At 72.6% G+C, this 24759-nt stretch carries 24 protein-coding genes; 5 read left to right on the forward strand and 19 right to left on the reverse strand.

The features are described 5' to 3' along the window. Positions 1 to 17: 17 nt before the first annotated feature. Together recO and CCO04_RS24565 are read right to left on the reverse strand one after the other, a co-directional pair. Complete coding sequence (gene recO / locus CCO04_RS24560) at positions 18 to 770, reverse strand: DNA repair protein RecO (RefSeq protein ID WP_215816815.1); 753 nt, start codon at positions 768 to 770, stop codon at positions 18 to 20. Positions 771 to 1114: 344 nt separating this feature from the next. Beyond that, on the reverse strand, positions 1115 to 1339 hold the full coding sequence (locus CCO04_RS24565) for a hypothetical protein (protein ID WP_215816816.1): 225 nt from the start codon (positions 1337 to 1339) through the stop codon (positions 1115 to 1117). A 50-nt stretch (positions 1340 to 1389) separates the two neighbouring features. On the opposite strand from CCO04_RS24565, the gene CCO04_RS24570 reads away from it, so the two are divergent. Then, the gene (locus CCO04_RS24570; protein WP_215816817.1) at positions 1390 to 1869 is read left to right on the forward strand and encodes a hypothetical protein; all 480 of its coding nucleotides are present in this window, start codon (positions 1390 to 1392) and stop codon (positions 1867 to 1869) included. 15 nt (positions 1870 to 1884) lie between these two features. On the opposite strand, the gene CCO04_RS24575 is transcribed toward CCO04_RS24570, so the two are convergent. The 3 genes from CCO04_RS24575 to leuA are packed head-to-tail and all read right to left on the reverse strand — an operon-like array spanning position 1885 to position 5146. Next, a complete protein-coding gene (locus CCO04_RS24575) occupies positions 1885 to 2490 on the reverse strand; it encodes a hypothetical protein (protein ID WP_215816818.1) in 606 nt (201 codons plus the stop codon). A gap of 41 nt (positions 2491 to 2531) precedes the next feature. Then, positions 2532 to 3404 carry an alpha/beta hydrolase gene (locus CCO04_RS24580; protein WP_215816819.1) on the reverse strand — a complete coding sequence of 291 codons (873 nt, stop codon included), beginning with the start codon at positions 3402 to 3404 and terminating at the stop codon, positions 2532 to 2534. 2 nt (positions 3405 to 3406) lie between these two features. Next, positions 3407 to 5146 (reverse strand): 2-isopropylmalate synthase, encoded by a 1740-nt coding sequence (gene leuA, locus CCO04_RS24585; protein WP_215816820.1) that lies wholly within the window; start codon positions 5144 to 5146, stop codon positions 3407 to 3409. 159 nt (positions 5147 to 5305) lie between these two features. Here leuA and CCO04_RS24590 point away from each other — a divergent pair, with 159 nt between their 5' ends. Genes CCO04_RS24590 through CCO04_RS24600 form a run of 3 tightly spaced genes read left to right on the forward strand, consistent with a single transcriptional unit; the run spans position 5306 to position 7485 of the window. Further along, a complete protein-coding gene (locus CCO04_RS24590; protein ID WP_215816821.1) occupies positions 5306 to 5812 on the forward strand; it encodes a flavodoxin family protein in 507 nt (168 codons plus the stop codon). A gap of 19 nt (positions 5813 to 5831) precedes the next feature. Further along, complete coding sequence (locus CCO04_RS24595) at positions 5832 to 6638, forward strand: septum formation family protein (protein ID WP_215816822.1); 807 nt, start codon at positions 5832 to 5834, stop codon at positions 6636 to 6638. 4 nt (positions 6639 to 6642) lie between these two features. Then, entirely contained in the window at positions 6643 to 7485 is an 843-nt protein-coding gene (locus tag CCO04_RS24600; RefSeq protein ID WP_215816823.1) for a septum formation family protein, read from the forward strand. A gap of 75 nt (positions 7486 to 7560) precedes the next feature. Here CCO04_RS24600 and era read toward each other — a convergent pair whose 3' ends face one another. From era to CCO04_RS24615, 3 genes are read right to left on the reverse strand one after another with little or no spacing between them, the layout of a single operon-like run. Then, positions 7561 to 8604 (reverse strand): GTPase Era, encoded by a 1044-nt coding sequence (era, locus tag CCO04_RS24605; protein WP_215816824.1) that lies wholly within the window; start codon positions 8602 to 8604, stop codon positions 7561 to 7563. Next, positions 8601 to 9398, reverse strand: a complete 798-nt coding sequence (locus tag CCO04_RS29995; protein WP_215816825.1) for a siderophore-interacting protein — start codon at positions 9396 to 9398, stop codon at positions 8601 to 8603. The genes era and CCO04_RS29995 overlap by 4 nt, the downstream gene beginning before the upstream one ends. Positions 9399 to 9432: 34 nt before the next feature. Continuing rightward, a complete protein-coding gene (locus tag CCO04_RS24615) occupies positions 9433 to 9864 on the reverse strand; it encodes a hypothetical protein (RefSeq protein WP_215816826.1) in 432 nt (143 codons plus the stop codon). 26 nt (positions 9865 to 9890) lie between these two features. Here CCO04_RS24615 and CCO04_RS24620 point away from each other — a divergent pair, with 26 nt between their 5' ends. Beyond that, on the forward strand, positions 9891 to 10199 hold the full coding sequence (locus CCO04_RS24620; RefSeq protein WP_215816827.1) for a hypothetical protein: 309 nt from the start codon (positions 9891 to 9893) through the stop codon (positions 10197 to 10199). Between the two features lie 14 nt (positions 10200 to 10213). On the opposite strand, the gene CCO04_RS24625 is transcribed toward CCO04_RS24620, so the two are convergent. From CCO04_RS24625 to CCO04_RS24675, 11 genes are all read right to left on the reverse strand, one after another. Next, complete coding sequence (locus tag CCO04_RS24625; RefSeq protein ID WP_215816828.1) at positions 10214 to 10690, reverse strand: GNAT family N-acetyltransferase; 477 nt, start codon at positions 10688 to 10690, stop codon at positions 10214 to 10216. Next, a complete protein-coding gene (locus CCO04_RS24630) occupies positions 10687 to 11211 on the reverse strand; it encodes a phage tail protein (protein ID WP_215816829.1) in 525 nt (174 codons plus the stop codon). The genes CCO04_RS24625 and CCO04_RS24630 overlap by 4 nt, the downstream gene beginning before the upstream one ends. A gap of 10 nt (positions 11212 to 11221) precedes the next feature. Then, on the reverse strand, positions 11222 to 11761 hold the full coding sequence (locus CCO04_RS24635) for a phage tail protein (protein ID WP_215816830.1): 540 nt from the start codon (positions 11759 to 11761) through the stop codon (positions 11222 to 11224). 10 nt (positions 11762 to 11771) lie between these two features. Continuing rightward, the gene (locus CCO04_RS24640; RefSeq protein ID WP_215816831.1) at positions 11772 to 12272 is read right to left on the reverse strand and encodes a phage tail protein; all 501 of its coding nucleotides are present in this window, start codon (positions 12270 to 12272) and stop codon (positions 11772 to 11774) included. A 30-nt stretch (positions 12273 to 12302) separates the two neighbouring features. Further along, on the reverse strand, positions 12303 to 18383 hold the full coding sequence (locus CCO04_RS24645) for an Ig-like domain-containing protein (protein ID WP_215816832.1): 6081 nt from the start codon (positions 18381 to 18383) through the stop codon (positions 12303 to 12305). A 193-nt stretch (positions 18384 to 18576) separates the two neighbouring features. Further along, positions 18577 to 19872 (reverse strand): class I SAM-dependent methyltransferase, encoded by a 1296-nt coding sequence (locus CCO04_RS24650; RefSeq protein ID WP_215816833.1) that lies wholly within the window; start codon positions 19870 to 19872, stop codon positions 18577 to 18579. Beyond that, the gene (locus CCO04_RS24655) at positions 19869 to 21248 is read right to left on the reverse strand and encodes an FAD-binding oxidoreductase (RefSeq protein WP_215816834.1); all 1380 of its coding nucleotides are present in this window, start codon (positions 21246 to 21248) and stop codon (positions 19869 to 19871) included. The genes CCO04_RS24650 and CCO04_RS24655 overlap by 4 nt, the downstream gene beginning before the upstream one ends. Before the next feature lie 65 nt (positions 21249 to 21313). Then, positions 21314 to 21931 (reverse strand): response regulator transcription factor, encoded by a 618-nt coding sequence (locus CCO04_RS24660; RefSeq protein WP_215816835.1) that lies wholly within the window; start codon positions 21929 to 21931, stop codon positions 21314 to 21316. Further along, the gene (locus tag CCO04_RS24665) at positions 21928 to 23037 is read right to left on the reverse strand and encodes a sensor histidine kinase (protein ID WP_215816836.1); all 1110 of its coding nucleotides are present in this window, start codon (positions 23035 to 23037) and stop codon (positions 21928 to 21930) included. The genes CCO04_RS24660 and CCO04_RS24665 overlap by 4 nt, the downstream gene beginning before the upstream one ends. A 17-nt stretch (positions 23038 to 23054) precedes the next feature. Further along, the gene (locus CCO04_RS24670; protein ID WP_215816837.1) at positions 23055 to 23840 is read right to left on the reverse strand and encodes an ABC transporter permease; all 786 of its coding nucleotides are present in this window, start codon (positions 23838 to 23840) and stop codon (positions 23055 to 23057) included. Further along, the gene (locus CCO04_RS24675) at positions 23837 to 24739 is read right to left on the reverse strand and encodes an ABC transporter ATP-binding protein (RefSeq protein WP_215816838.1); all 903 of its coding nucleotides are present in this window, start codon (positions 24737 to 24739) and stop codon (positions 23837 to 23839) included. Before CCO04_RS24675 ends, CCO04_RS24670 begins: the two co-directional genes overlap by 4 nt. Between the last annotated feature and the right edge of the window lie 20 nt (positions 24740 to 24759).

Here is a 24759-nt window from a genome sequence, read left to right on the forward strand (position 1 = left end):
GTCTGGCAGCGCGCGGGTCAGCGCTCGACGTAGGCCAGCGACCGCAGCCCGCGCTCGAGCTGCCACTGCACGAACGCCGCGATCAGCCCGCTGGCCTCGCGCACGGGACGCGGCTCGGCGGCCTCGATGACCGGCCAGTCGCCCGCGAGCAGCGCGCCGAGCAGGACCAGCGTCTCGGGGGCCGGCGTGGCCGAGCCCGGGATCCGGCAGGTGGAGCAGAGGACGCCGCCCATCGACGGGTTGAACCAGCGGTGGTGGCCGAGCTCGCCGGTGGCCAGCACGGGCGGGCGGCCGCAGTGGGCGCAGTCGACGAAGGCGGGCGCGTAGCCGGCGATCGCCAGCGCGCGCAGCAGGTAGGAGTCGAGCACGTGGCAGGGCAGCCGCTGCCCGCCGGCCATCGCGTTGAGCGCCCCGAGGAGCAGCCCGAACTGCTGACGCGCGGGCTCGCGCTCCTCGACGACGAGCCGCTCGGCCGTCTCGAGCATCGCGGTGCCCGCGGTGTAGCGGTCGTAGTCGTAGCCGATCGGGGCGGCGTACGAGCCGCGGGTCTCGGCCTGGGTGATCGTGTCGAGGTTGCGCCCCTCGGCGATCTGGAGGTCGACGTGGGTGAACGGCTCGAGCCGCGAGCCCCACCGCGAGGTGGTCCGGCGCACGCCCTTGGCCACGGCGCGGACCCGGCCGTTCTCGCGGGTCAGGAGCGTGATGATGCGGTCCGCCTCACCCAGCTTGTGGGTGCGCAGGACGATCGCCTCGTCACGGTAGAGCGGCACCCCTCCATTGTGCTGCCTGGAGCGTGACGAAGCCCGGCGCCACCCCGTTGAACCGCCATGCGTCGCGTCACCCTCGCCCTGCTCCTGCCGCTCGTGACCGCCCTCGCGACCGGCCTCGTGGCACTGGCAGGGCCGGCCCGGGCCGACGACACGGCGTACGCCCCGCTCGACCGGCCGGGCCCGGCGCTCTCCGTCCCGAGGGCCACCCTCGACGCGTCGCTCGACTGCCACGGCGACCCCGCGACCGGCCCGGCGCCGATCCTGCTCAACCCGGCCACCAGCGTGACGCCGGTCGAGAACTACTCGTGGAACTGGGTCAACGTCTTCGGCGCCCAGGGCCGCTACTACTGCCTGGTGACGATGCCGCAGCACACGTTCGGCGACATCCAGGTCGCCGGCGAGTACGTCGTCCACGCGATCCGCACCATGCACGCCCGCACCGGCCGCAAGATCGCGATCCTCGGCCACAGCCAGGGCGGGATGAACCCCCGATGGGCGCTGCGCTTCTGGCCCGACGTGCGCCCGATGGTCGCCGAGGTGATCGGCATGGCGCCCTCGAACCACGGCACCCGGGGGGATCCCCGGCTGCCTGCGCGGGCTCACCACCTGTGTGCCGGCGGTGTGGCAGCAGCTCGCCGGGTCGGCGTTCATGAAGGCGCTCAACAGCGGCGCGGAGACCTTCGCCGGGATCGACTACACGAACGTCTACACGATGCTCGACGAGGTGGTGACCCCGCCGCCGTCGTCCGCGCTCAGCACCGGCGGCGGCCGGATCGCCAACGTCCGCGTCCAGGACGTGTGCCGGCTCGACCCCTACGAGCACGTGCTGACCGGGACGATCAGCCCCACGACATACGCGATCGTGATGGATGCGCTCGACCACGACGGCCCGGCCGTCGCCGCCCGGGTCGACCGGTCCGCCTGCCGCCGGCTGTACATGCCCGGCCTGGACCCGGTCGACGCCCGGGCCTACGTGCCCGTGCTCTTCGCGCTGCCCCGGCTGGTCAGCACCGTGCTGCCGATGGTCAGCCTCGGCGGGGCTCCGCTGCTGCGCGCGGAGCCGCCGCTGAGGTGCTACGTGAGCGCGGCGGGCTGCTGACCGGGGCGGCGCCCATCAGCCGCGCCGCACCTTCGGCGAGAGCGGGACGCGCTCCCAGCCGCCGGCGTCGAGGCCGTCGTCGGCATAGGTCCGCGTGGGCCCGTCGTAGTCGTAGACCGACAGGTTGGCCCGCACCCACCGCGGGTTGCCCAGGCACGAGCGCGGGACGCTGAACCGGACCGTGCCGGCCCGGTTGTCGACCTTCTTGGCCAGGCCGCGGCACGCGACGACGACGTCGTTGCCGTCGGGGTTCTTGACGAGCCACAGCTTGCGGGTGCGGCTGTCCCGGATCCAGCGCACGGCGTAGGTACGGCGCTCGGTCTTGACGGTGCCGACGATCCCCCAACCGTCAGGGGCCAGCGCCTGGCGCATCGCGAGGACGAGGACGACCTTGCGCGCGGAGTGCTGGACGCGGACCCGGGTGATGTCGCCGGTGGTCCGGTCGGGCTGCGGCGTCTCGACGGGCGCGCTGTGGGGGTCGGGGAAGTCGAGCGCGAGGACGTCGCCGGCAGGGTCGGTGTGCGACCAGGTGCCGGCCGCGGCGCCGCCGGCCGTCCCGGCGACGAGCAGGCCGGACGTCGCCGCGGCGGCGAGGAGAGAACGGAGTCGGGGGATGTGCATGGCGCGCAGCCTCGCACGCCTGGCAAATGACGGCAACCGGATTAGGAAGACCGGGTATGCCGGCTGCGGCGTCCCGGGCGGGTGCAGTCGCGGGCGAACCGGGTGACCACGAGGTCCAGGCGCTCGGGACGGCGGCGCCACTCCAGGGGTGCCTCGGCCCGTTCGAGGGTGGCGCCGGAGATCTCGGCGGCGACCATGGCGGCGTCCGCGGCGCGGTGGAAGGGGTCGGCGGGGCGGGCCAGGACGAGGGTCGGGGCGGTGATCGCGGCGCGCTCGGCGCTGGCGGGGGCCAGGCGGCCGAAGAGGACGCCGTGGACGGCGGCGGCGACCGGGCCGGGGCGGACGTCGAGGGTGTCGAGGCCGAGGGCGAGCCACTCCGGGAGGACTCGGCGCGGGACCGGGCGGGTGACCAGGCGGGCCGCGCTGATGGCCAGCGGGGCGAGGCGGGCGGTGGCGAGGACCGGCGTGAGGACGCCGAGCTGGACGCCGAGGGCGTTGTCGAGGACCGGTCCGTCGAGGAGCAGGCCGGCGACCCGCTCAGGCGCGGTGACGGCGACCTCGAGGGCGACGTTGGCGCCGATCGCGCTGCCGCCGACGACGGCGCGGGCCGCACCGACGTGGTCGAGCAGTGCGACGACCTGGGCCGCGAAGGCGCTCACCGAGTACGACAGCGGGTCGGCCGGGCGGTCGGAGCGGCCGTGGCCGAGGGGGTCGAGCACGAGGACGTGCAGGCCGTGGGCCGCGAGGGTCCGCGCCGTGTGGGCGTGCACCCGGCGCGGCACCAGCAGCGGCGGGACCAGGACGACCCAGGCGTCCCCGGCGCCGTACTCGGTGTACTCCAGGCGGTCGCGCCCGCGCCGGCTCTCGACGAAGAGCTGGCCGACCTGCTCCGAGGCCAGCGCGGCGCGACCCATGCTCAGGCCCCGGTCGGGATGGTGATCGCCTGCGCCCGGTTGGCCGCGCACACCACCGCACGGAGCGAGGCCGTGACGATGTTGTGGTGCAGGCCGATGCCCCAGACGATCTCGCCGGCGACCTCGCACTCGACGTACGCCGCCGCGACGGCGTCGCCGCCCGACGAGAGCGCGTGCTCGGCGTAGTCGAGCACCCGGATGTCGGCACCCGCCTGGCGCATGCCGTCGACGAACGCGGCGACCGGGCCGTTGCCCATGCCGGTGAAGGTCCGCTCCTCGCCGCGTACGACGAGCCGCACCTCCTGGCTGTCCTCGCCGTCCTCGCTCGTGGTGGAGGAGAACGAGACCAGGCTGTAGGGCTCCTCGCGGTCGAGGTACTCCTTGCGGAAGATCTCCCAGATCGCCTCGGGGGTGACCTCGCCGCCCTGGGCGTCGGTGTGCTGCTGGATGACCCGGCTGAACTCGATCTGCGCGCGGCGCGGCAGGTCCAGGCTGTGCTCGGCCTTGAGCACGTAGGCCACGCCGCCCTTGCCGGACTGGCTGTTGACCCGGATGACTGCCTCGTAGGTGCGGCCGACGTCCTTCGGGTCGATCGGCAGGTACGGCGCCTCCCACGGGATCTCGCCGACCGGCTTGCCCTGCTCGGCCGCGATCCGGTCGAGGTCCTCCAGGCCCTTCTTGATGGCGTCCTGGTGGGAGCCGGAGAACGCCGTGTAGACCAGGTCACCGGCCCACGGGTGGCGCGGGTGGACGGGCAGCTGGGTGCAGTACTCGACCGTGCGCCGGATCTCGTCGATCGCGGAGAAGTCGACCTGCGGGTCGATGCCCTGGCTGAACAGGTTCATGCCGAGGGTGACCAGGTCGACGTTGCCGGTGCGCTCGCCGTGACCGAACAGGCAGCCCTCGACCCGGTCGGCACCGGCCATCAGCGCCAGCTCGGTGGCGGCGACCGCCGTACCGCGGTCGTTGTGGGGGTGCAGGCTGATGATCGAGTGGGCGCGGCGGGACAGGTTGCGCGAGAAGTACTCGATCTGGTCGGCGTAGGTGTTGGGCGTCGACATCTCGACGGTGGCCGGCAGGTTGAGGATGATCTCGCGCCCCTCCTCCGGCTGCCACACGTCGGAGACCCGCTCGCAGACCTCGATCGCGAAGTCGGTCGGGGTCTGGGTGAAGATCTCGGGGCTGTACTGGTAGCCGAAGTCGGTGCCGTCGAGCAGCTGCTCGGCGTACTTCATGACCCACTCGGTGCCCCGGGTCGCGATCGCGATGCACTCGGCCTCGGTCACGCCGAAGACCACGCGCTGGAACAGCGGCGCGGTCGCGTTGTAGAGGTGGACGGTCGCCTTGGCCGCGCCCTGGAGCGACTCGACGGTGCGCGCGATCAGGTCCTCGCGGGCCTGGGTCAGCACGGAGACCCGCACGTCGTCGGGGATCCGGTCCTCCTCGACGAGCTGGCGCACGAAGTCGAAGTCGGTCTGGCTCGCGGCCGGGAACCCGATCTCGATCTCCTTGTAGCCCATCTGGACCAGGAGCTCGAACATCTTCATCTTGCGCGAGGGGCTCATCGGGTCGATGAGCGCCTGGTTGCCGTCGCGCAGGTCGGTGGAGAGCCACCGGGGGGCGCGGGTGATCTTCTGGTCCGGCCAGGTGCGGTCGGGGACCGTCACGGGCTCGAAGGCGGTGTAGCGGTGGTACGGCATCCCGCTGGGCTGCTGGCTGGGGATGGTGACGCGCTGGTTCATGACTTCCTCGGGGTGCTGAGAGCTTCCAGATGGGCGCCGGGCGCGCAACTCACTCCGCAACGAGGGGGTCCGGCTTTCAGACCTCGCTGCGGCCGCTAAGAAGGAGGGCTCGCGTCATGATGGGCCCACCCTAGCAGCCGACCGGCCTAGGCTGGCGACATGCCTCGGCTGCTGATCGTCCACCACTCCCCCAGCCGCTCGATGCAGGCCCTGCTGGAGCAGGTCGTCTCCGGCGCCCACGACCCGGACGTCCAGGAGGCCGGCGGCGTCGAGGTCGTCGTCCGGGCGGCGCTGGAGGCGAGCGCGGACGACGTCCTCGCCGCCGACGGGTACGTGCTCGGGACGACGGCCAACTTCGGCTACATGAGCGGCGCGCTCAAGCACTTCTTCGACTCGACCTTCCTCGCCGTCGGCGGCGCCCTCGACCCGAGCGGCGCACCGGCGGACGGCGCCGACGCCGGGACGACGGCCGGCCGGCCCTACGGGCTGTGGCTGCACGGCCGCTACGACCTGACCGGCGCCGAGCGGTCGGTGCACGCGATCGTGGGGGCGCTCGGCTGGCGCCAGGGGTACGACGTCCTGGGCGTGCTCGGTGAGGTCGACGACGCCGCGTTGGAGTCCGCCTATGCGCTGGGCGCTACCATCGCCGCACTGCTGGTGGACTGACGGTACGAGAGGGGAAGCGATGACGGTGCGGCGCGCCCTCGTCGTCCTCCTGCTGGCCGCCGCGGCCGTCAGCACGAGCGCGTGCAGCGCCGAGAGCCAGGGCGAGAACACCGATCCGGACCTGGTCGACGCGGTCGACGTCCCGGCGAGCGGGTTGTGCCGGCAGCTGACGCCGGACGACGTCGCCAAGCCGGCCAACGCGACCAAGACGGTCCCCTGCGCGCAGGAGCACACCGCCGAGACGTTCGCGACCGGCGACCTCCCCGGCGAGTACGACGACGCGGCCTACGACGACAAGGCGCTCGGGACGTTCGCCTACCAGACCTGCGCGACGGCCTTCGCGAAGTTCGTCGGCGCCGACGAGAGCCTGGTGCTGCGCACGACGCTGAGCTGGGCGTGGTTCCGGCCGTCTGAGAAGGCCTGGAAGAAGGGCGCGCGCTGGTACCGCTGCGACGTGATCGGCGGCAGCAGCGCGAGCACCGAGTACCGGCCGCTGCCCGAGACGGCGCGCGACATGCTGGCCGGGCGGGCGCCCGACCGCTGGCTGAGCTGTGCGCGGGGGGCATCGGTCGGCGAGGGCGAGAAGGTGCCCTGCAACCAGGAGCACGACTGGCGGGCGGTGACCACGGTCAAGCTCGGCCAGCCCGACGACGAGTACCCCGGCGACCGGGTGATGGAGAGCCGGACCCGCTCCTTCTGCGCGACGTCGGTCAAGGCATGGCTGAACTACCCGGCCGAGTTCGAGTACGGGTTCACCTTCTTCCACAAGGCCGAGTGGGACGCCGGCATCCGGCGCTCGGTGTGCTGGGCGAGGACGAGTGAGTGACGAGATGAGCATCCTGCGACGTACGGCCCCGGTGCTGGCGGCGGGCACGGCCCTGGTGGCCCTGCTGGCCGGGTGCAGCTCCGGTGGCGAGGCCGACAAGAAGGCCGGCAACGAGCCGACCAAGGCGGCCGCCACCCAGACCCCCGCTCCCCCGCCGGCGCCCGGACCCGCGGTCGGCGCCTGCTACCAGCTGCCCTTCGACGCGGCGGTCGCGCCGACGTCCGAGGTGGAGCCGGTCGACTGCAGCCAGCAGCACACCAGCGTGACGTTCTCGGTCGGCAACACCGACGCCGTCGTCGACGGGCACCTCGTCGCGGTCGACTCCGAACGAGTCCAGGACCAGGTCGCGCAGGCCTGCCCGGGCCGCCTCGAGAAGTACCTCGGCGGCAGCCTCACCGACGTCCGGCTGAGCATGGTCCGCTCGATCTGGTTCACCCCCACCGTCGACGAGTCGGACGCCGGGGCCACCTGGTTCCGCTGTGACGCGGTGCTCCTCGACGGCTCGGCCCAGCTGGCCGGCCTCGACAGCGACCTCAAGGGCGCGCTGCGCGGGGCGAAGACGCCCGACAAGTACGCCATGTGCGGCACGGCCGCGCCGGATGCCAAGAACTTCGAGCGGGTCCGCTGCTCGGCCAAGCACTCGTGGCGGGCGATCGAGGTGATCGCGTTCGACCAGGCCAGCTACCCGGGCCAGAACAAGGTCCGCAGCGCCGGCCGCACCCGCTGCGAGGACGCCGCGGCCGACGTCGCCGCCGACCCGCTGTCGTTCAAGTGGGGCTACGAGTGGCCCACCAAGGAGCAGTGGGAGATGGGTCAGAAGTTCGGCCGCTGCTGGACGACCGACTAGCCCCTCCTGCGCGGGCGCGCGCGCAGTCGAGGCCCGCCCGGTGCACGGTTCGCGGGCGGCCAGGCGCAGCGAGCCCTAGAAGCCGAGCTTGCGCAGCTGACGCGGGTCACGCTGCCAGTCCTTGGCGATCTTGACGTGCAGGTCGAGGTAGACCGGCGTACCGAGGAGCGCCTCGATCTGCTGGCGCGCGGCGGTGCCGACCTGGCGCAGCCGGGCGCCCTTCTTGCCGATGACGATGCCCTTCTGGGAGTCGCGCTCGACGTAGAGGTTGGCGTGGATGTCGAGCAGCGGCTTGTCGTCGGGGCGGCCCTCGCGCAGGCCCATCTCCTCGACCACGACGGCGATGGAGTGCGGCAGCTCGTCGCGTACGCCGTCGAGCGCGGCCTCGCGGATCAGCTCGGCGGCGAGGATCTCCTCGGGCGCGTCCGTCAGGTCGCCGTCGGGGTAGAGCGGCGGGCCCTCGGGCATGAGGCCGACGAGGAGGTCGCCCAGCAGGCCGATCTGGTCGCCGCCGACCGAGGAGACGGGCACGATCTCGGCCCACTCGGTGCCGGTGGTGCGGCCGAGCTCGGCGATGTCGAGCAGGTGCTCGCCGATCCGGTCGGGGGTGACGAGGTCGGTCTTGGTGGCCACCGCGATCTTGGTCGTCCGGCGGACCTTGGCCAGCTCGTTGACCAGGAACGTGTCGCCGGGGCCGATCTTCTCGTCCGACGGGAAGCAGACGGCGACCACGTCGACCTCGGCCCACGTGGTCTTGACCAGGTCGTTGAGCCGCTCGCCCAGGAGCGTGCGGGGACGGTGCAGGCCGGGGGTGTCGACCAGCACCAGCTGGCCGTCGGGGCGGTGCACGATGCCGCGCACGACGGTGCGCGTGGTCTGCGGCTTGTCGGAGGTGATCACGATCTTCTGGCCGACGAGCGCGTTGGTCAGCGTCGACTTGCCGACGTTGGGACGGCCCACGAAGCAGGCGAAGCCGCTGCGGTAGCCCTCGGGGACCTCGCCGCTGCCGAACACCGGCGCCACCGGGGCGGCCGGGGGCGGGAGCGCGCCGAAGTCCTCGTCGAACTCGTCGTCGAGCTCGTCGTCGAAGTCGTCCTCGTCGTCGTGCTGGTCGTTCATCGCTCGGCATCTCCCTGTGCAGCGTCGTAGTCGGCCCAGATCTCCTCGTCGGACTTGCCGGCGGCCTTGCCCGCGCGCCAGATCGGCCCGGGGTCGACCGCGCGCGGCTGCCGCTTCTCGACCGAGCGCCAGTAGCCCATCACGTCGTAGTGGGTGCTGGGAAGCTTGCGCACCCGCATGAGGTGCTTGCGGATGGCGCGCATCTGGGCGGACTCGCCCGCCATCCAGAAGTAGCCGGGGCCCTCGGGCCACGCGATGTCCTCGACGACGTCGGCGAGCCGGCTCGACCCGTCGTCGCCCAGCGCCAGCCAGGTCACCTCGACGCCCTCGGCGTCGGGGAAGTAGCCGTCGATCCGGGAGTCGTCGGGCACCTCGGCGAGGATCCGCACCGGTCGGGCGGCGGCGTTCTCGCGGGCGATCCGGGTCATCGCGGGCAGGGCGGTGAGGTCGCCGACGAGCAGCAGCCAGCCCGCGTCGTCGGGCGGGAGGAAGGAGCCCTTGGCCTCGGTCAGCACGACCTGCTGGCCGACCGGGTCACCCGAGCGACCGGAGGCCCACTCGGTGACCAGACCCGTCGCGTGGACCACGACGTCGAGCACCAGGCGCGTGCCGTCGACGGAGCGCACCGTGTAGTAGCGGCTCTGGAACTGGCCCGGCACGACCAGGCCCACCCACTCGTCGGCGATGCCGGTCGAGACGAAGCCCGGTACGTCGAGGGTCAGCCGCACCAGGTGGGGCGTCACCTGCTCGCGCGCCACCACGGTGGCGTCGTACTGCTGGGCGCGGGTGCTCACCGGTTCAGGCTATCGGCACCGGCCGGTACGACGTTCAGCGGTTGTTGACCGTCGCGCGGTAGACCCGGCGGGTCTCGTCGGTGGGCACCAGGAACAGCGAGGTCTTGGCGAACCGGCGCCGCTTGAAGGTGTAGGTCCCCTGCTCGGGCCCGCGCCGCGGCGCGGTGAAGGTGAGCTCAAAGCTGCGGTTGGAGCCGCGGCTCACCCGCGGGATGTCGCGGACCGTGACCAGGCGCATCTTGATCGCCACCCCCGGACCAGTGACCCGGAAGCGCGCCTTGCGCTGCGCGACGAACCGCTTGCGCCGGTAGAGCTTGGCCTCCCGGGTGAAGGTGCGGGCCGCGGGGGCGGCCGGCGCGGCCGCCGCGAGCGGTGCCGCCTGGGCGCCACCGGGCAGCCCGACCAGGGTGACGGCGACGCCGGTGGCTCCGGTGGCGAGGACGGTACGACGGCTCAGGTCGGTCATCGAAGGCTCCTGGCTAGGGTGGGGACGTGAGTACGTGGTTCGACGCCGACGACTTCTCGGCACTGGTGGGCGACCCCTTCGAGGTCGCGCTCCCGGACGGCGCGGCGTTCGCGCTGGCGCTCGACGAGGTCGCGGTCCGCGACGTGGCCGGCGGCGCGGGGCCCGACGGCGCCCAGCGCCGACAGTTCTCGCTGCTCTTCACCGGACCGGCGACGCCCGTGCTGGAGCAGGCGACCTGGACCGTGCGGCACGCCGGCCTCGGCGAGACCGCGCTGTTCCTGGTGCCGCTCGGCCCGAGCGGCGACCGGATGCGCTACGAGGCGGCCTTCGCCTGAGCGCAGGACCCGCGTCATGACGGCCGCCAGGTGAGGGACAGGCGGACGTCGTCCTCGGCGACCACCACGAAGCCCAGCCGCTCGTAGAGCGCCCGGGCCCGGCCGGCCCGCTCGACCTGCAGGGACACCGGGACGCCGTCACCGGTGGCCGCGGCGTCGTCGAGCACCCGCCGCAGCAGCGTGCCGCCGATCCCCTGGCCCTGGTGGGCGGGCAGCAGCGCGATGTCGACGATCCCGATCTCGCGCTCGCCCCGGTTCACGAGGAGCCGGCCGGCCGGGTGGTCGGCGACCTCGACCACGCTGTGCTCGGCGTCCGGGTACGCCGCGCGGTACTGGCGCTCGCGCAGGTCGTGCTGCATCGCGACGAACGCCTCCCGCTGCCCCGGCGGCCAGGCGACCTGGTCGAGCTCGGCGGCCCGCCCGGCGGCGTACAGCGCGAGGAGGAAGGGTTCGTCGGCCGCCGCGGCGGGACGCAGGGTCAGGGTGGTCATGGGCGTTGCGGGAAGATGCCCTGGAGCGCGATGCAGAAGTTGAGCGTCAGCGACGGCTGCATGTTGTTGTGCGGGAGGCTGCCGCCGGCGATCCCGAGGGCCAGCGGCGCCAGGGCGCTGAGAGCCGTGGCGGGCTGGTAGAGCGCGCCCCCCGACGACGTGGCGAAGGTCGCGGTCGGGCTCGGCACGCTGGTGTCACCCGGGTCGGTGGTGTTGGCGTAGAGCTGGTGGGTGTGCGAGGGCATCTCACTCTGGAGCAGCGTCACGGCGGGCGCCCCCGAGGCCTCGCCCAGGAAGTGATCGCTCAACCCCTGACCCTGACCCTGCTGGAGCGGCGCGCTGTCCTGGAGGTTCGGCAGCGCGAAGGTCGCCTTGCCGTCGCCACCGTAGTAGGTGCCCAGCAACGAGAAGAGGGCGGTGTTCTGCGAGATCGGGAGCAGCTGACCGTTGCACATCGCCCATCCCGTGGGGGCGAAGTTGAACGGGAAGATGCGGATCTCGGCGACGAACTGGTCACTCATGGCGTACTCCTCAGCTCTGGCTCGGGAAGACGCCGAAGAGCGAGATGATGAAGTTGATGGTCAGGTAGGGCTGCATGTTCTCGTGCGGCTGGTTGCCGCCGATCGGCGTGATCGCCCCCGGCGCGAACCGGTTCGCCGCCTGCCCGGGATCGACCACCGCTTCGTTGATGTAGGGCACCACGTTCAGCGACATCGCCGGCACGCTGCCGGCCGGGCTGACCTGGGTGCCCGGCAGACCCTGCACCACGCCGAAGCCGTGGCTGTGGATCGGCATCTGCTGGGGGCTCAGCGTGACGCTCTCGCTCCCGCCCGTCTCGCCGATCTGGTAGGTGGATCCGCCGGGGCGGGTGCCCTGGTGGATCGGGACCCGGCTCTGGAGGTCCGGCAGCCGGAAGGTCTCCTGGCCGTCCCCGCCGTAGGTCGTGCCGATCAGGTTGAAGAGGGTCTCGTACTTGGAGATCGGCAGCACCTGGCCCTGGCACAGCATCCAGCCGTTGGGGGCGAAGCTCCCGGCGAAGAGCCGGATCTCGCCGACGAAGGGTTGGCTCATGGCGTTCTCCTCAGTTCTGGCTCGGGAAGATGCCCACGAGCGCGATGCAGAAGCTCAGGGTCAGGTAGGGCTGCATGTTGAGGTGCGCCTGGTTGCCGCCGGCCGTGCCGACCGTGCTCGGGTGCAGGGTCTGGCTGGGGTTGCCGGAGCGGTAGACGTTGTTGGCGGCGCCGAGGTACATCCCCGCAGGACTCGCCGATCCCCCGCTGGTGGCCGACGAGCCCAGGACCGGGTGCACGTGCTGCGGCATCTCGCCGGACGTCAGCGTGTGCGCCTCCTCGCCGACCTGCTGCCCCAGGGTGAACCCCTGACCCATGTGGATCGGCACCCGGCCGCGCAGGTCGGGCAGCGCGAAGGTGGTCTGGCCGTTGCCGCCGTAGGTGGTGCCGAGCAGCGCGAACAGCGCCTGGTTCTGGTTGATGGGCAGGTACTGCCCGTTGCAGAACGCCCAGCCCCTGGGCGGGAAGTTGAAGGACATCAGCCGGATCTCGGACAGGAAGGGACTAGACACGGGGCCTCCTCGGGTGGGTGCTGGTCATGGTCAGGGCACCGCCGGGCACGAGAGACCGGCGCCGACGTACCCGCCGCCCCCGGAGGCGACGCTGTTCTCGGCGCGCACGGTGGCGCCGGCGACGTTGCGCGTCGCCAGGAAGCTCTCGACAGCCGCGTTGCCGTTGTTCGCGCCCGCGTAGCCGGGCAGCCGGAAGGTGGTGAGCTGGCGCTGGCGCAGCCGTACGTCGACGTTCATCCCGGTCGCCGGGTTCCCGTCGGCGCCGCTGCCGGTCAGGGTGTTGTTCTGGATGTCGGCGCAGGCCTCGAACGTGTCCCCGGCTGTGGTGCCGATGTTGTAGTGCAGACCCTGCTTGGGGATGCCCAGGGTGGCGGACGCCGTACCGGGCTGGGCGATGACGTTGCCGGTGACCGTGGTCTGCACGGCCCCGGACTGCGCACCGCCGCCACCGCCGGCGACGACCTCGACACCATAGGTGTTGTAGCCGCGGACCTGGTTGCCGGTGACGCCCCACACGATCCCGCCGCCGCCGAGGTTCTGCAGCTTGAGGCCCGAGGCCGAGAGGGAGCCGGAGCTGTCGACCCCCGCGGTGCCGATCCGGTTGTTGGCGAAGGTGCCGCGCTGGACGCCCGAGCCGGGCGCCTTGGCGAACAGGAAGCCCGGGCCGACGGCGCCGGTCAGCTGGTTGCCGGTGACCGTCGCGTCGAGCGACGTGGTGCCGCCCTCGGTGACCGTGACGCCGCCACCGCCGGCGCTGATCGCCGGGTGGGTGTTGGTGAACACGTTGTCGGTCACGACGAGGTCGCCCCGCTTGGTGGCGGCGTTGCCGTACTGCAGCTGGTCGCCGGCCGCGCCCTGGAAGGTGCTGGCGGTGACGGTGACCGGGAAGTCACCGGCGGCGCCGCTGGCGTCGAGCTGGAGGGCGTCGTTCTGCGGCCGGTTGCCGTTGAGGCCGAAGGTGACCGTGTCGACGGTGAGCCGGCCCAGGTCGCCGGTGGTGTTGGTGACCCGCAGGGTGTCGCTGTACCCGCCGCTGAGGTGGGTCCGGGCGATGGACGCCGTGCCGGAGAGCTCGGTGAGCACCACGGCGGAGTCCGTGTCGGCGTCGCCGTTGAGGCCGTTGACGACGCTCTCGGCGAACGTCAGGCCTCGGGTGCGGTCACCGCGCAGCGCGTAGTTGCCCGCTCCGTGGATCCACATCCGGGTCAGCGAGGGCGCCTGGGTGTCGCTGAGCACGACACCCGTGCCGTCCGGCGCATCGCCGCTCGGGGAGGAGCCGGTACTGTTGGCGATCTCACCGCCGGTGCAGCCCGCGGTGCTCCCCGGGGTGCAGGTGCCACCGGCACCCGTGACCCGGAGCGAGCCGGCAGTACCGGTCGCGACCAGGCGGATGCCGTTGGGTGCGCCGTTGCTGCTGACGCTCTCGAGCACCAGGTTGCCGCTGCCGATCTGGGTGTTCGCCACGCCGAGCGCGCGTCCGGTCGTGGAGGCGATCCGGTTGCCGGTCCCGGTGACGTTCAGGGTGCCACCGCCGGCCGCGTCGACGCCCTTGCCGCTGGTGCTCGCCACCTGCAGGCCGCCCCCGCTGAGGGTGAGGGTGTGGCCGGAGCTGGACGACAGCACGATGCCGTCGGCGGCACCGGACCGGACAGTGGAGCCCGCACCGCTCAGGACGGTGTTGCCGCCCGTGTTGCCGGTGACCAGCACGCCGCCGCCGATGTCGGTGGAGTCGGTGATCGTGCCGGACGCGGTGACCGTGCCGCCGCTCCGTCCGCGGACCTCGACCGAGCCGCCCACGCCGTCGTTGATCGCCCCGGCGTAGGTGACGGTGCCGTTGCCGCCGTCGACGTAGAAGGCGGTGGTGGCGTGGTCGCTCACGGTGCCGCCGTTGGCCTTGAAGCTGCCGCTGGTGAGCCCGGTGATCGAGATGCCGCGGCTCGCGCTGTGGGCCGAGGAGACCGTGGCGAGCTCGAGCTGCGAGGCCGGGGCGCCGTTGATCTCGACCGCGGGACCGCCGGTGGCGGTGATCGTGCTGGTCGCGTCGGTCGTGGTGATCGCCCCGGTGTTCTGCAGGCGCAGCGCAGCGGTCGAGCCGGCGGTGGTCTCGAGCTCGATCTTGCCGAGCGTGACCGCACCGGTGCTGTTGAGCAGGTTCACGCCGCCCGTCGCCGAGCCGGTCACGAGCACCCGGTCGATCTGGCTGCCCTGGAGCGCCGTGCTGTCGGAGGTGAACGCCGGGGCGCCCGTGACGAGGAGGCGGTTCTGGCCGCTGAGCTTGACCGTGCCGGCGGCGCGGAGCTTGAGGCCGATCGACCCGCTCGTGGGACCGCTCGCGGCGGTGTTGTCCACGACGAGGTCGGTGAGGTCGAACGTGCCGGAGGTGCCGTCGAGCACGACGCCGGGCGCCGTACCGGCCGCGCCGGTGTCGGTGACCCGGACGTCGGTGACGGTGCCGCTCGCGTCGCCCGTCCCGCCGGCGATGCCGCTGCTGACGCCGGCCGGGTCGAGGGCGAGGCCGGCCACGGTGTTGCCGCTGGCGAGGCTGACCACGTCGGTACCGGTGGCGGCGAGGCGGGGCCGTGCCCCGGGGACGCCGTCGGCGAGCGTCACGCCGCCGATGACCAGGGTGCGGGACTCGCCCAGGAGCCGCTGGCCGTTCTTGAGCACGATGCCGTCGGCGTAGCCGGTCGTGTCACCGGTGCCGGCGGAGACGTAGATCGTGTCGTTGGCCTTCGAGGCGGTCGCGGCCTGCGCGAGCGTGTCGAAGGGCGCGTCGGAGGTGCCCGCGTTGCCGGAGGCGTCGTTGGAGACGTACCAGACGCAGCCGGCGAGGCTGACCGTCACGACGGCGCTGCCCGTACCCGGCGTGGGCGCGTACCCGTCGCTCACCCGGTAGGTGAAGGTGTCGGTGGTCGCCGTGCACCCGGCCGGCGGGTGGTAGACGAAGCCGCCGTCGGCCTCCAGGACCGCGGTACCGCCGCCGGTGCTGGTCACCGTCTCGGCGAGCACGGTGAGCGTGCCGCTGTCGACGTCGGCCGCGCCGGTGAGCAGGTTGCCCACCACCGTCTTGCGCGCGCCGGTCGTGGTCGGCGTACCGCCGCCGGACGGGGCGACGACGAGGGAGGTGTTGCCGACCGCGGCGGCGACACCGGTGAAGGACTGGGGTGCTGCCGTGGGCGCGTCGTTCACGCACGTGACCGTCATCGTCACGGTCGCGGTGGAGCCGCCGCCGAGCGTGTAGGTGAAGTCGTCGGTCGGACCGCTCGGGGTGTTGCAGTAGTTCGGGTTCGGCAGGTAGCTCACCGCGAGGCCGCCCGGGACGATCGAGACGGACCCGTGGAGCGGCTGGGTCACCGACTGCACCACCGCCGGGTCGTCGCCCGCGATGTCGTTGGCGGTGACCGGCACGGTGGTCGAGGCGTCCTCGTCGACCGTGGCCGCGTCCGCATTCGCGGTCGGCGGGTCGTACACGCAGGTCACGGTGACCCGCACGGTCGCGGTGGGACCGTCGTTGACGGTGTAGGTGAAGGTGTCGGGCGAACCGCCGGGCTGGCTGTTGCAGTAGTTCGCGGCCGGCCGGTAGGTCAGCGCCGTGCCGCCCCCGGTGATCACGACGGTGCCGTGGTCCGGCTGGGTCACCGCGGTGACCGCCAGGATCCCGCCCTCGGGGTCGGTGTCGTTGGCCAGGACCTGGATCGTGGTGGCCGGGTCGTCCTCGGTCACCGTGGCGGTGTCGTCGTTGAGCACGAGCGGGTCCACGACGCAGGTCACCGCGACGCGCACCGTCGCCGTCGCCCCACTCGGGGCGAGCGTGTAGGTGAACGTGTCGCGAGTGCCGCCCGGCTGGCTGTTGCAGTAGTCGGCGTCAGGCGCGTAGGTCAGGCCGGTGCCGCCGCCGGTGATCACGACCGTGCCGTGGTCGGGCTGGGTGACCGAGCCGATCGACAGCGTCTGGTCACGCGCGTCGTCGTTGCCCAGGACGTCGATCGCGGTGGCCGGGTCGTCCTCGGTCACCGTGGCGGTGTCGTCGGCCGCGGTCGCGGCGTCCGTCACGCAGGTCACGGTGACCCGCACCGTCGCGGTGGGACCGTCGTTGACGGTGTAGGTGAAGGTGTCGGGCGAACCGCCGGACTGGCTGTTGCAGTAGTCCGCGTCGGGCCGGTAGGTCAGGCCGGTGCCGCCGCCGGTGATGACGACCGTGCCGTGGTCCGGCTGGGTGACCGCGGTGATCGACAGCGTCCCGCCCTCGGGGTCGCCGTCGTTCGCGAGGACGTCGACCGCGGTGGCCGGGTCGTCCTCGGTCACCGTGGCGGTGTCGTCGTTGACCTCGAGCGGGTCCACGACGCAGGTCACCGCGACGCGCACGGTGGCCGTCGCGTTGCCCGGCGTCAGCGTGTAGGTGAACGAGTCGCGGGTGCCGCCCGGCTGGCTGTTGCAGTAGTCCGCGTCGGGCGCGTAGGTCAGGCCGGTGCCGCCGCCGGTGATCACGACCGTGCCGTGGTCGGGCTGGGTGACCGAGCCGATCGACAGCGTCTGGTCACGCGCGTCGTCGTTGCCCAGGACGTCGATCGCGGTGGCCGGGTCGTCCTCGGTCACCGTGGCGGTGTCGTCGGCCGCGGTCGCGGCGTCCGTCACGCAGGTGATCGTGACGCTGACCGTCGCGACGGAGCCGCCGTTGACCACGTAGGTGAAGGTGTCGCTCACCGTGGCGGGCTCGACGCACACCGCGGTCAGGTCCGGGCGGTAGCGCACCCCCGTGCCGCCTGGGGCGATGGCGACCTCGCCGTGGCTCGGCAGGGTCACCCCGGTGACCTCCTTGGGGCCGCCGTCGACGTCGGTGTCGTTGGCCAGCACGTCCAGGTCGGTCCAGGGGGCGTGCTCGCCGACCGTGACGGCGTCGTCGACCGCGACGGGGGCGTCGTCCACGCAGGTCACGGTCATCCGAACCGTCGCGGTGGACCCGCCCGGGGTGAGCTCGTAGGTGAACGTGTCCGGGTCGTCGCCGGCGCCGGAGCTGCAGTAGTTCGCGTCGGGCGCGTAGGTCAGCCCGGTCCCGCCGCTCGCGAGCACCACGGTGCCGTGGTCGGGCTGGGTGACCGCGCCGATGACCAGGTCGTCGTCGTCGGCATCGGTGTCGTTGGCCAGGACGTCGACCGGGCTCGCGGCGCTGTCCTCGGCGACGGTGGCGGTGTCGTCGGCGGCGACCGGGTCGTCGTCCACGCAGGTGATGGCGACGACGACGCGACCGGTGGCGCTGCGCCCGGTGCCGTCGGAGACCGTGTAGGCGAAGCCCCCGGCGGTGGGACCGCACAGGTCGGGGGTCGGCGTGAACCGGATGGTGCCGCCCGCCAGCACGACGGTGCCACCCGTGGCCGTGCCGACCGCGGTGACGGTCAGGACGTCGTCGTCGGGGTCGGTGTCGTTGGCGACCGGGCTGCCCGGGCCGGTGGCCGGCAGCTCGAGGACCGTGTCCTCGTCGGTGGTGAAGGAGTCGTCGACCGCGAACGGGTCGCCCGGGCCCGGCTCGGGCTCGGGGTCCGGCTTGCGCGGACCGCAGTCCTTGCCGACGTTGTCGCCCTTGCCGCCGACGACCTTGTCGCCGCCGGTGCCGCAGCTGAGCCCGTCACGGCCCGGGCCGCCGGAGAGCACGTCGTGCCCGGCCTTGCCCCAGAGCCGGTCGATGCCGGGACCGCCGTAGAGCCGGTCGTCGCCGGCGCCGCCGCGCAGGCCGTCGTTGCCGCGTCCGCCGTAGAGGACGTCATTGCCGCCGCCGCCGCGGATCCGGTCGTTGCCGTCCCCGCCCCGGATCACGTCGTCGCCCGCGCCGCCCCAGATCAGGTCGTTGCCGGGGCCGCCGTTGATGATGTCGTCGCCGTCGCCGCCGCGGATCACGTCGTCGCCGCCGCGGCCGTCGATCCGGTCGTTGCCGCCGAAGCCGCAGATCACGTCGCGGCGCGGGGTGCCGACCAGGACGTCGTTGCCGGACGTACCCACGATCGTGCAGGCACCGCGGCGCGCGAGCGGCTCCGCCGGAGCCGCGTCCGCCGGCACCATCGTGAGGCCGAGCACGGCGACCCCGATCCACGCGACCGACTTCGTCGCATGCGTCATCGCACGCCTCAGCGCCATCTGACCGTCCTCATCCGATCTCTTGCCGGACGTCACGACGTGACCCCAGCCCCCAACGGGACAGCCTGCCAGTCCCGGAGACCCCCCGGAGGCGAAATCGGGACAACCCGGGACCTTGGTCCCGGGTTGTCCACCGTCCGTTCAGCCGGACCTGGCGATCAGGTCAGCGACGAGCTCAGAACTCGTGGCGCAGCGGGTAGCCACTGACGCCGTCGACGGTCTTGGTCGCGAGCACGTGGTGCAGCTGGATCTCGTTGCGCTCGAAGGCGATCCGCGAGCCGACCATGTAGAGGCCCCACACCCGCGCGGTGCCCTCGTCGGTCTCGGCGACGCACGCGTCCCAGTTGTCGGCGAGGTTCTTGGACCAGCCGGCGAGGGTCTTGGCGTAGTGCTCGCGGAAGTTCTCGTGGTGCTGCACCTCGAGACCGGCGTCCTCGGCCGCGCGCGCGATCGTGCCGGAGCCGGCCAGCTCGCCGTCGGGGAAGACGTAGCGGTCGATGAAGGCGCCCGCCGAGGCCCGGCCCTGGTTGTCGTGGCGGGTGATGCAGTGGTTGAGCACCCGGCCGCCGGGCTTGAGCCGGTCGTGGATGAACGCGAAGTACGCCGGGTAGTTGTCGACGCCGATGTGCTCGGTCAGGCCGATCGAGCTCACCGCGTCGAAGTCGGTCTCGGGGACGTCGCGGTAGTCGGAGTGACGCACCTCGGCGAGGTGGTCGAGACCCTGCCGCTTGATCTCCTCCTGCGCCCACGTGGCCTGCTCGCGGGAGAGCGTGACGCCGAGCGCCTTGACGCCGTAGTGCTTGGCCGCGTGGCGGACCATGCCGCCCCAGCCGCAGCCGAGGTCGAGCAGCCGGTCGCCCTCCTTGAGGCCGAGCTTGCGGCAGATCAGGTCGTACTTGTGGTCCTGGGCCTCCTCGAGGGTGGCGTCCTCGGTCGGGAAGACCGCGCAGGTGTAGGTCATCGACGGCCCGAGGACGTGCTCGTAGAAGGTGTTCGAGACGTCGTAGTGGTGGTGGATCGCGTCGGCGTCGCGCTCCTGGGAGTGCCGGCTCCACTTGCTCAGCCCGCGCAGGCCCTCGAGCCGGTGCCGCCAGCCGGGGAGGTGCTCCTGGGGCGGCGGGGGCGGCGGGATCAGGTGGCTGATGCCGAGCTCGCGGATGATGCCGACCAGCTCGGTCGGCTTCGGGATGCCGAAGTCGGTGTTGTCCTTGAGCAGCGAGAAGGCGTCGTACGGGTCGCCCGGGTGGACACCGTGCAGCTTGAGGTCACCGGCGACGTAGGCCCGGCCGAGGCCCAGGTCGCCCGGCGCCGTCATGATGTAGGAGAGGCCACGCTCGTTGACGAGCTCGAGTCCGTAGGGCTGGTCCAGCGCGCCGGCCTCGCTGCCGTCGTAGGCCTTGAGCCAGACCTTGAGCCCGCCTGGGAACAGGGATTCGATCGTGGGGGCGATGCCCCGGCCCTTCACGGTCATCTGCTCTTCACCGCCTTGTCGTAGAGATTCGTCAGTCGTTCGTCAGGGTCGTAGCGGCGCTTGACCTCGTCGAGGTGCGCCGTGTTGTAGAGGGCGTCGAACGTCGGCTTGTCGTAGAACGCCTCGGAGTAGAGGGACTTGTGCCCACCGAGCTCGTGGACCTTGGCCTCGATCGCGCGGTTGCGCGGGGCGTTCACCCGGTCGGGACCGACGTGCACGGTGCCCCAGAAGCCGATGTTGACGTAGAGCCGGCCGGGCTCGAGCGGGTAGACCGGCCACTGGCCGCCGGTGCTCGCGCCGGTCGAGACCAGCGGGCACAGCCAGACCGGGCGCATGCCGATCTCGTCGTCGAACCAGGTGAGGAACTCCCCCAGCTTGTCGATCGGCACCTCGACGTCCTGGACCACGCGCTCGCGCAGGGGGCGCCCGGCGCGGCGGTCGAGCCGGTCGGCGATGTCGAAGCGGCGGTCGAGCTTGAGCAGCTTCATGTAGACGTCGGAGCGGCGCAGGCTGCGCGGCCAGACCTTGCGCAGGCGCGGGTTCTGGGCGCCGAAGGCACCCGAGCACCAGAACCAGTCGGTGTCCCAGCGCCACAGGTAGTCGTACGCCGTGAGCCGGTCGCGCTCGGTCGTCCGGAGCGAGCGGTAGTAGACGTCCTGCCCGGCGTAGTCGGAGGTCGGGCCGGGCTCGTCGGTCCAGCGGGCGAGCGTGAGGACGTGCTCTCCGGGCCCGAACGAGACGCCGTCGAGGCCGTGCACCGGCTCGCCGTCGTAGTCCTGGCTCGCGGTGATCTCGGCGATCGTCTTGGCCAGCAGCTCGGGGTCGTCGAAGCGCACGTGCCGCAGCGCGACGTACGACGGCACCCGCTCGAGCTTGATCCGCAGCCGCGTGGAGTAGCCCAGCGAGCCGTAGGAGTTGGGGAACGCGTCGAAGAGGTCGTCCCCGGGGCGGGTCGTGACGACCTCACCGGCGCCGGTGAAGACGTCCATCTCGAGCACCGACTCGTGGGGCAAGCCCAGCCGGAAGCTCGTGGACTCGATGCCGAGACCGGTCACCGCGCCGCCGAGCGTGATCGTGCGCAGCTGCGGGACGACGTACGGGACCAGGCCGTGGGGCAGCGTCGCGTCGATCAGGTCCTCGTAGGTGCACATGCCCTGCACCTCGGCGATCGGGCCGTCCGGGCTGTCGGGCACGACCTCGATGACCCCGGAGAGGCCACTGACGTCGAGCCCCGGGGCGTCGGTCGCCGCCCGGGCCCGGAAGAGGTTGGTGGTGCGCTTCGCGAGCCGCACGGGCTGACCAGCGGGGATGGCCGCATAGGAGGCGGCGAGCCGCTGAACGGCCCGCTCGTGCTCCGTCCAGGCACTGTTAGCCATGGGTTGCAATTTACTCCTGTCCACAGACAGTCGACGGGGGATGGTTGACCTGCTGCAACCAGCGACTAGAGCCAACCATTCCCGTCCGCGACGAGAACGGCCTCGGTCCGGTTGCTGGCACCGGTCTTGCCGATGGCCGAGGAGAGGTGGTTGCGCACCGTCCCCTCGGAGAGGAAGAGCGCCGCGGCGATGGCCGCCACGGAGCCGCCGTCGCGGGCCGCGCGCAGCACGTCGGACTCCCGTCCGGTCAGCGGCGACTCACCGCTGACCAGCGAGTCCGTGGCCAGGGCGGGGTCGACGACGCGCAGGCCCTGGTGCACCCGGCGTACGGCGTCCGCGAGCTGGGGCGCGGGCGTGTCCTTGACCACGAAGCCCGAGGCACCGGCCTGGAGCGCGCGCCGCAGGTAGCCCGGCCGCCCGAACGTGGTGACGATGAGCACGCGCGTCTCCGGCGCGACCCGGCGCAGCTCGGCGCAGGCGGCGATGCCGTCGATACCGGGCATCTCGACGTCGAGCAGCGCGACGTCGGGACGCAGCTCGGCGGCCACGGCGACCGCCTCCTCCCCCGTGCCGACCTCGGCGACGACCTCCAGGTCGCGCTCCAGGCCCAGCAGGGCCGACAGCGCGCCGCGCACCAGCGCCTGGTCGTCGGCGAGCAGCAGCCGGATGGTCGCGGTGCTCACTCGACCACCACCGCCACCGACCAGCCCGGGTCGAGCCGGGTGGTGACGAGCCGCGCACCGAGGGCGGCGGCCCGCTCCTGCAGGCCGGTCAGTCCGGAGCCGCGCGGGGACGGGACGCTCGGGCCGGCACCGTCGTCGCGGACCTCGGCGCGGCCGGGGCCGAGCAGCACCTCGCAGTGGCGGGCGCCCGAGTGGCGGATCACGTTGGTCACTCCTTCGCGCACGGTCCAGGCGAACAGCTCGCGCAGCTCGCTCGGCACGTCCTCGGCGCTGTTGGGCAGGGTCGCCTCGATCTCGGCCGCGCCGAGCGCGGTGCGCGCCCGGGCCAGCTCGCCGGGCAGGGTGAGATCGCGATAGCCCTCGACCGCCCGCCGTACGTCGGCCAGGGCGTCGCGGCTGAGCCGCTCGAGGTCGGCCAGCTCGGCGCGCGTGCGCTCGGGGTCGACGTCGATCAGCCGCCGCGCCAGCTCGGCCTTGATCGTGATCACGGTCAGCGAGTGGCCCAGGATGTCGTGCAGGTCGCGGGCGAAGCGGGAGCGCTCGTTGTCGACGGCCAGCTCGGCGTTGCGCGCGTGGGCGGCGACGAGCTGGGCGTTGCGGCTGATGATCGTGCGCATCCCGAAGACCGCGATCGCGGCGGCCATCACGCCGAACGCCACACCGAACTCGAACTCCCAGCCCGGCAGCAGGCCCAGCAGCACCGCGGTGACGGCGATCGCGACCACCGTCGGCGCCGCCCAGCGGAACGGCAGCACCATCACCGCGGCGACCGCGACGTAGACCAGGCACGCGACGCCCGGCTCCCCCAGCAGCACCATCATCAGCACGCCGAGAGCGGTCAGGGTCAGCAGCAGCGTGCCGCCGGCGCCCGGTGTCTCGCCGACCGGGTCGCCGAGGGCCTGCGCCCGGGCCCGCATCCGCCACCACAGCAGCATGTAGACCGCCGCGAAGACCGCGGTGGTCGCGACGCCCGCCAGGCCGCGGACCCGGTCGTCGGCCTGGAAGCCCGCCCGCACCGGGTCGATGAGGAAGAAGAGCCAGATCGCGGCGAACCACGGACCGCGCCTGCCGACCATTCCCGGTGCGGCAGGCGCGGTCTCGCTCATGGGATCCACGGTAGTGCTCACACGCGTGCGGTGTCCTTCGACATTCTCCAGGCCGCGCCGGCCACGAACAGCGTGCACCAGCCGACGGCGTTGACCACCGCGTACCAGGGCAGCTCGTGGGTGAGCGGGGCGCGGACCACCTCGGCGACGCCGTACATGGGGGTCCAGTAGGCGACCATGCGGACCGCCTCGGCGTACTGGCTGAGGGGGATGAACAGGCCACCCAGGAACGACAGCAGCGCCAGGCCGGGGCCGAGGATCTGCATGGCGTTCTCGCCCGGGACGACGTACCCGACGAAGACACCGAGCGCGGCGAAGGTCAGCGTGCAGACGAGCGCGAGCACGCCGCACTGGATCCACGTGCTGGTGGGCATCTCGGCCTTGCCCTGGAGGATGCCGACCACGTTGACCGCGGCGATCGCGAGCGCCCCCATGACGAGGGCGACGAACGCCTTCATCAGGATGTACGCCACCGGGTGCAGCGGCGTCAGCCGGAGCTGGCGCGACCAGCCCAGCGAGCGCTCCAGCGCGACCATCGAGCCGCCGGCCGCGGCGGTGAGGGCGGCGCCGTACATGGCCATGGAGGCGAGGATGTAGGCGCCGACGTTGCCGACGCCGGCCTTCTCGTCCCAGCCGGACTGGCCGCCGAAGCTGAGCATCAGCGCGGCGGGGAGGAGGAGCGTGAAGATCACCGTGCGGCGGTTGCGCAGCATCCGGCGCAGCTCGATGCCGAGCACGGTGCGGTTGAGGCCCCCGAGGGGCGGGACCCGGCGGGTGGCGGGGTCGAGGGTGCTCGTGCTCATGCGTGGTCTCCTTGTCCGGTCAGGCTGAGGAACGCCTCTTCGATGCCCTTGGCCGTGATCTCCAGGTCCCGGGCGGACGTCTCGGTGAGCAGGTAGCGCGCGACGGTGTCGCTGTCCTTGGCGTGGATCGTCACCGACTCCCCGCGCACCTCGACGTGGTCGACGCCGCCGAGCGCGGTGATCGCCTCGACGTCGGCTCCGGGCAGCCAGGCCCGGATCGTGCGGCCCGAGGCGAGGGCGCGGATCTGGGGGCCGGTGCCGTCGGCGACGACCTGGCCCTGGCTGATCAGGACGATCCGGTCGGCGTACTGGTCGGCCTCCTCGAGGTAGTGCGTCGCGAAGAGCACCGTGCGGCCGCTGCCCGCGTCGTCGCGGATCGCGCTCCAGAAGGCGCGCCGGCCCTCGACGTCCATGCCGGTGGTCGGCTCGTCGAGCAGCAGCAGCGCGGGATCGGACAGCAGCGCCATCGCGAACCGCAGCCGCTGCTGCTCACCGCCCGAGCACTTGGCCACCTTGCGGTCGGCCAGCCCGGTGATGCCCGCGCGCTCCAGCACCTCGTCGACCGGCCGGGTGTCGGCGAACAGGCTCGCCGTGTAGGCCACCGTCTCGCGGACCGTGAGGTCCTTGAGCAGCCCGCCGGTCTGCATCACCGCCGAGACCAGGCCGCGCGCGATCGCCTTGCGCGGCTCCATCCCGAGGACCTCGACCGTGCCGCCGGTCGGCTTCGTGAGCCCCAGCACCATGTCGATGGTCGTGGTCTTGCCCGCTCCGTTGGGACCGAGGAAGGCCACGATCTCGCCGGGCCGCAGCGCGAGGTCGATCCCCCGCACGGCCCGGACGTCGCCGAACTCCTTGGTCACTCCCGCCAGCCGGACGGCCGGCGCAGTCGTGTTCGTCATGCCCCCAGCCTCACGGCGCG

The sequence above is a fragment of the Pimelobacter sp. 30-1 genome, from assembly GCF_018831735.1.
Taxonomy (GTDB): domain Bacteria; phylum Actinomycetota; class Actinomycetes; order Propionibacteriales; family Nocardioidaceae; genus Nocardioides.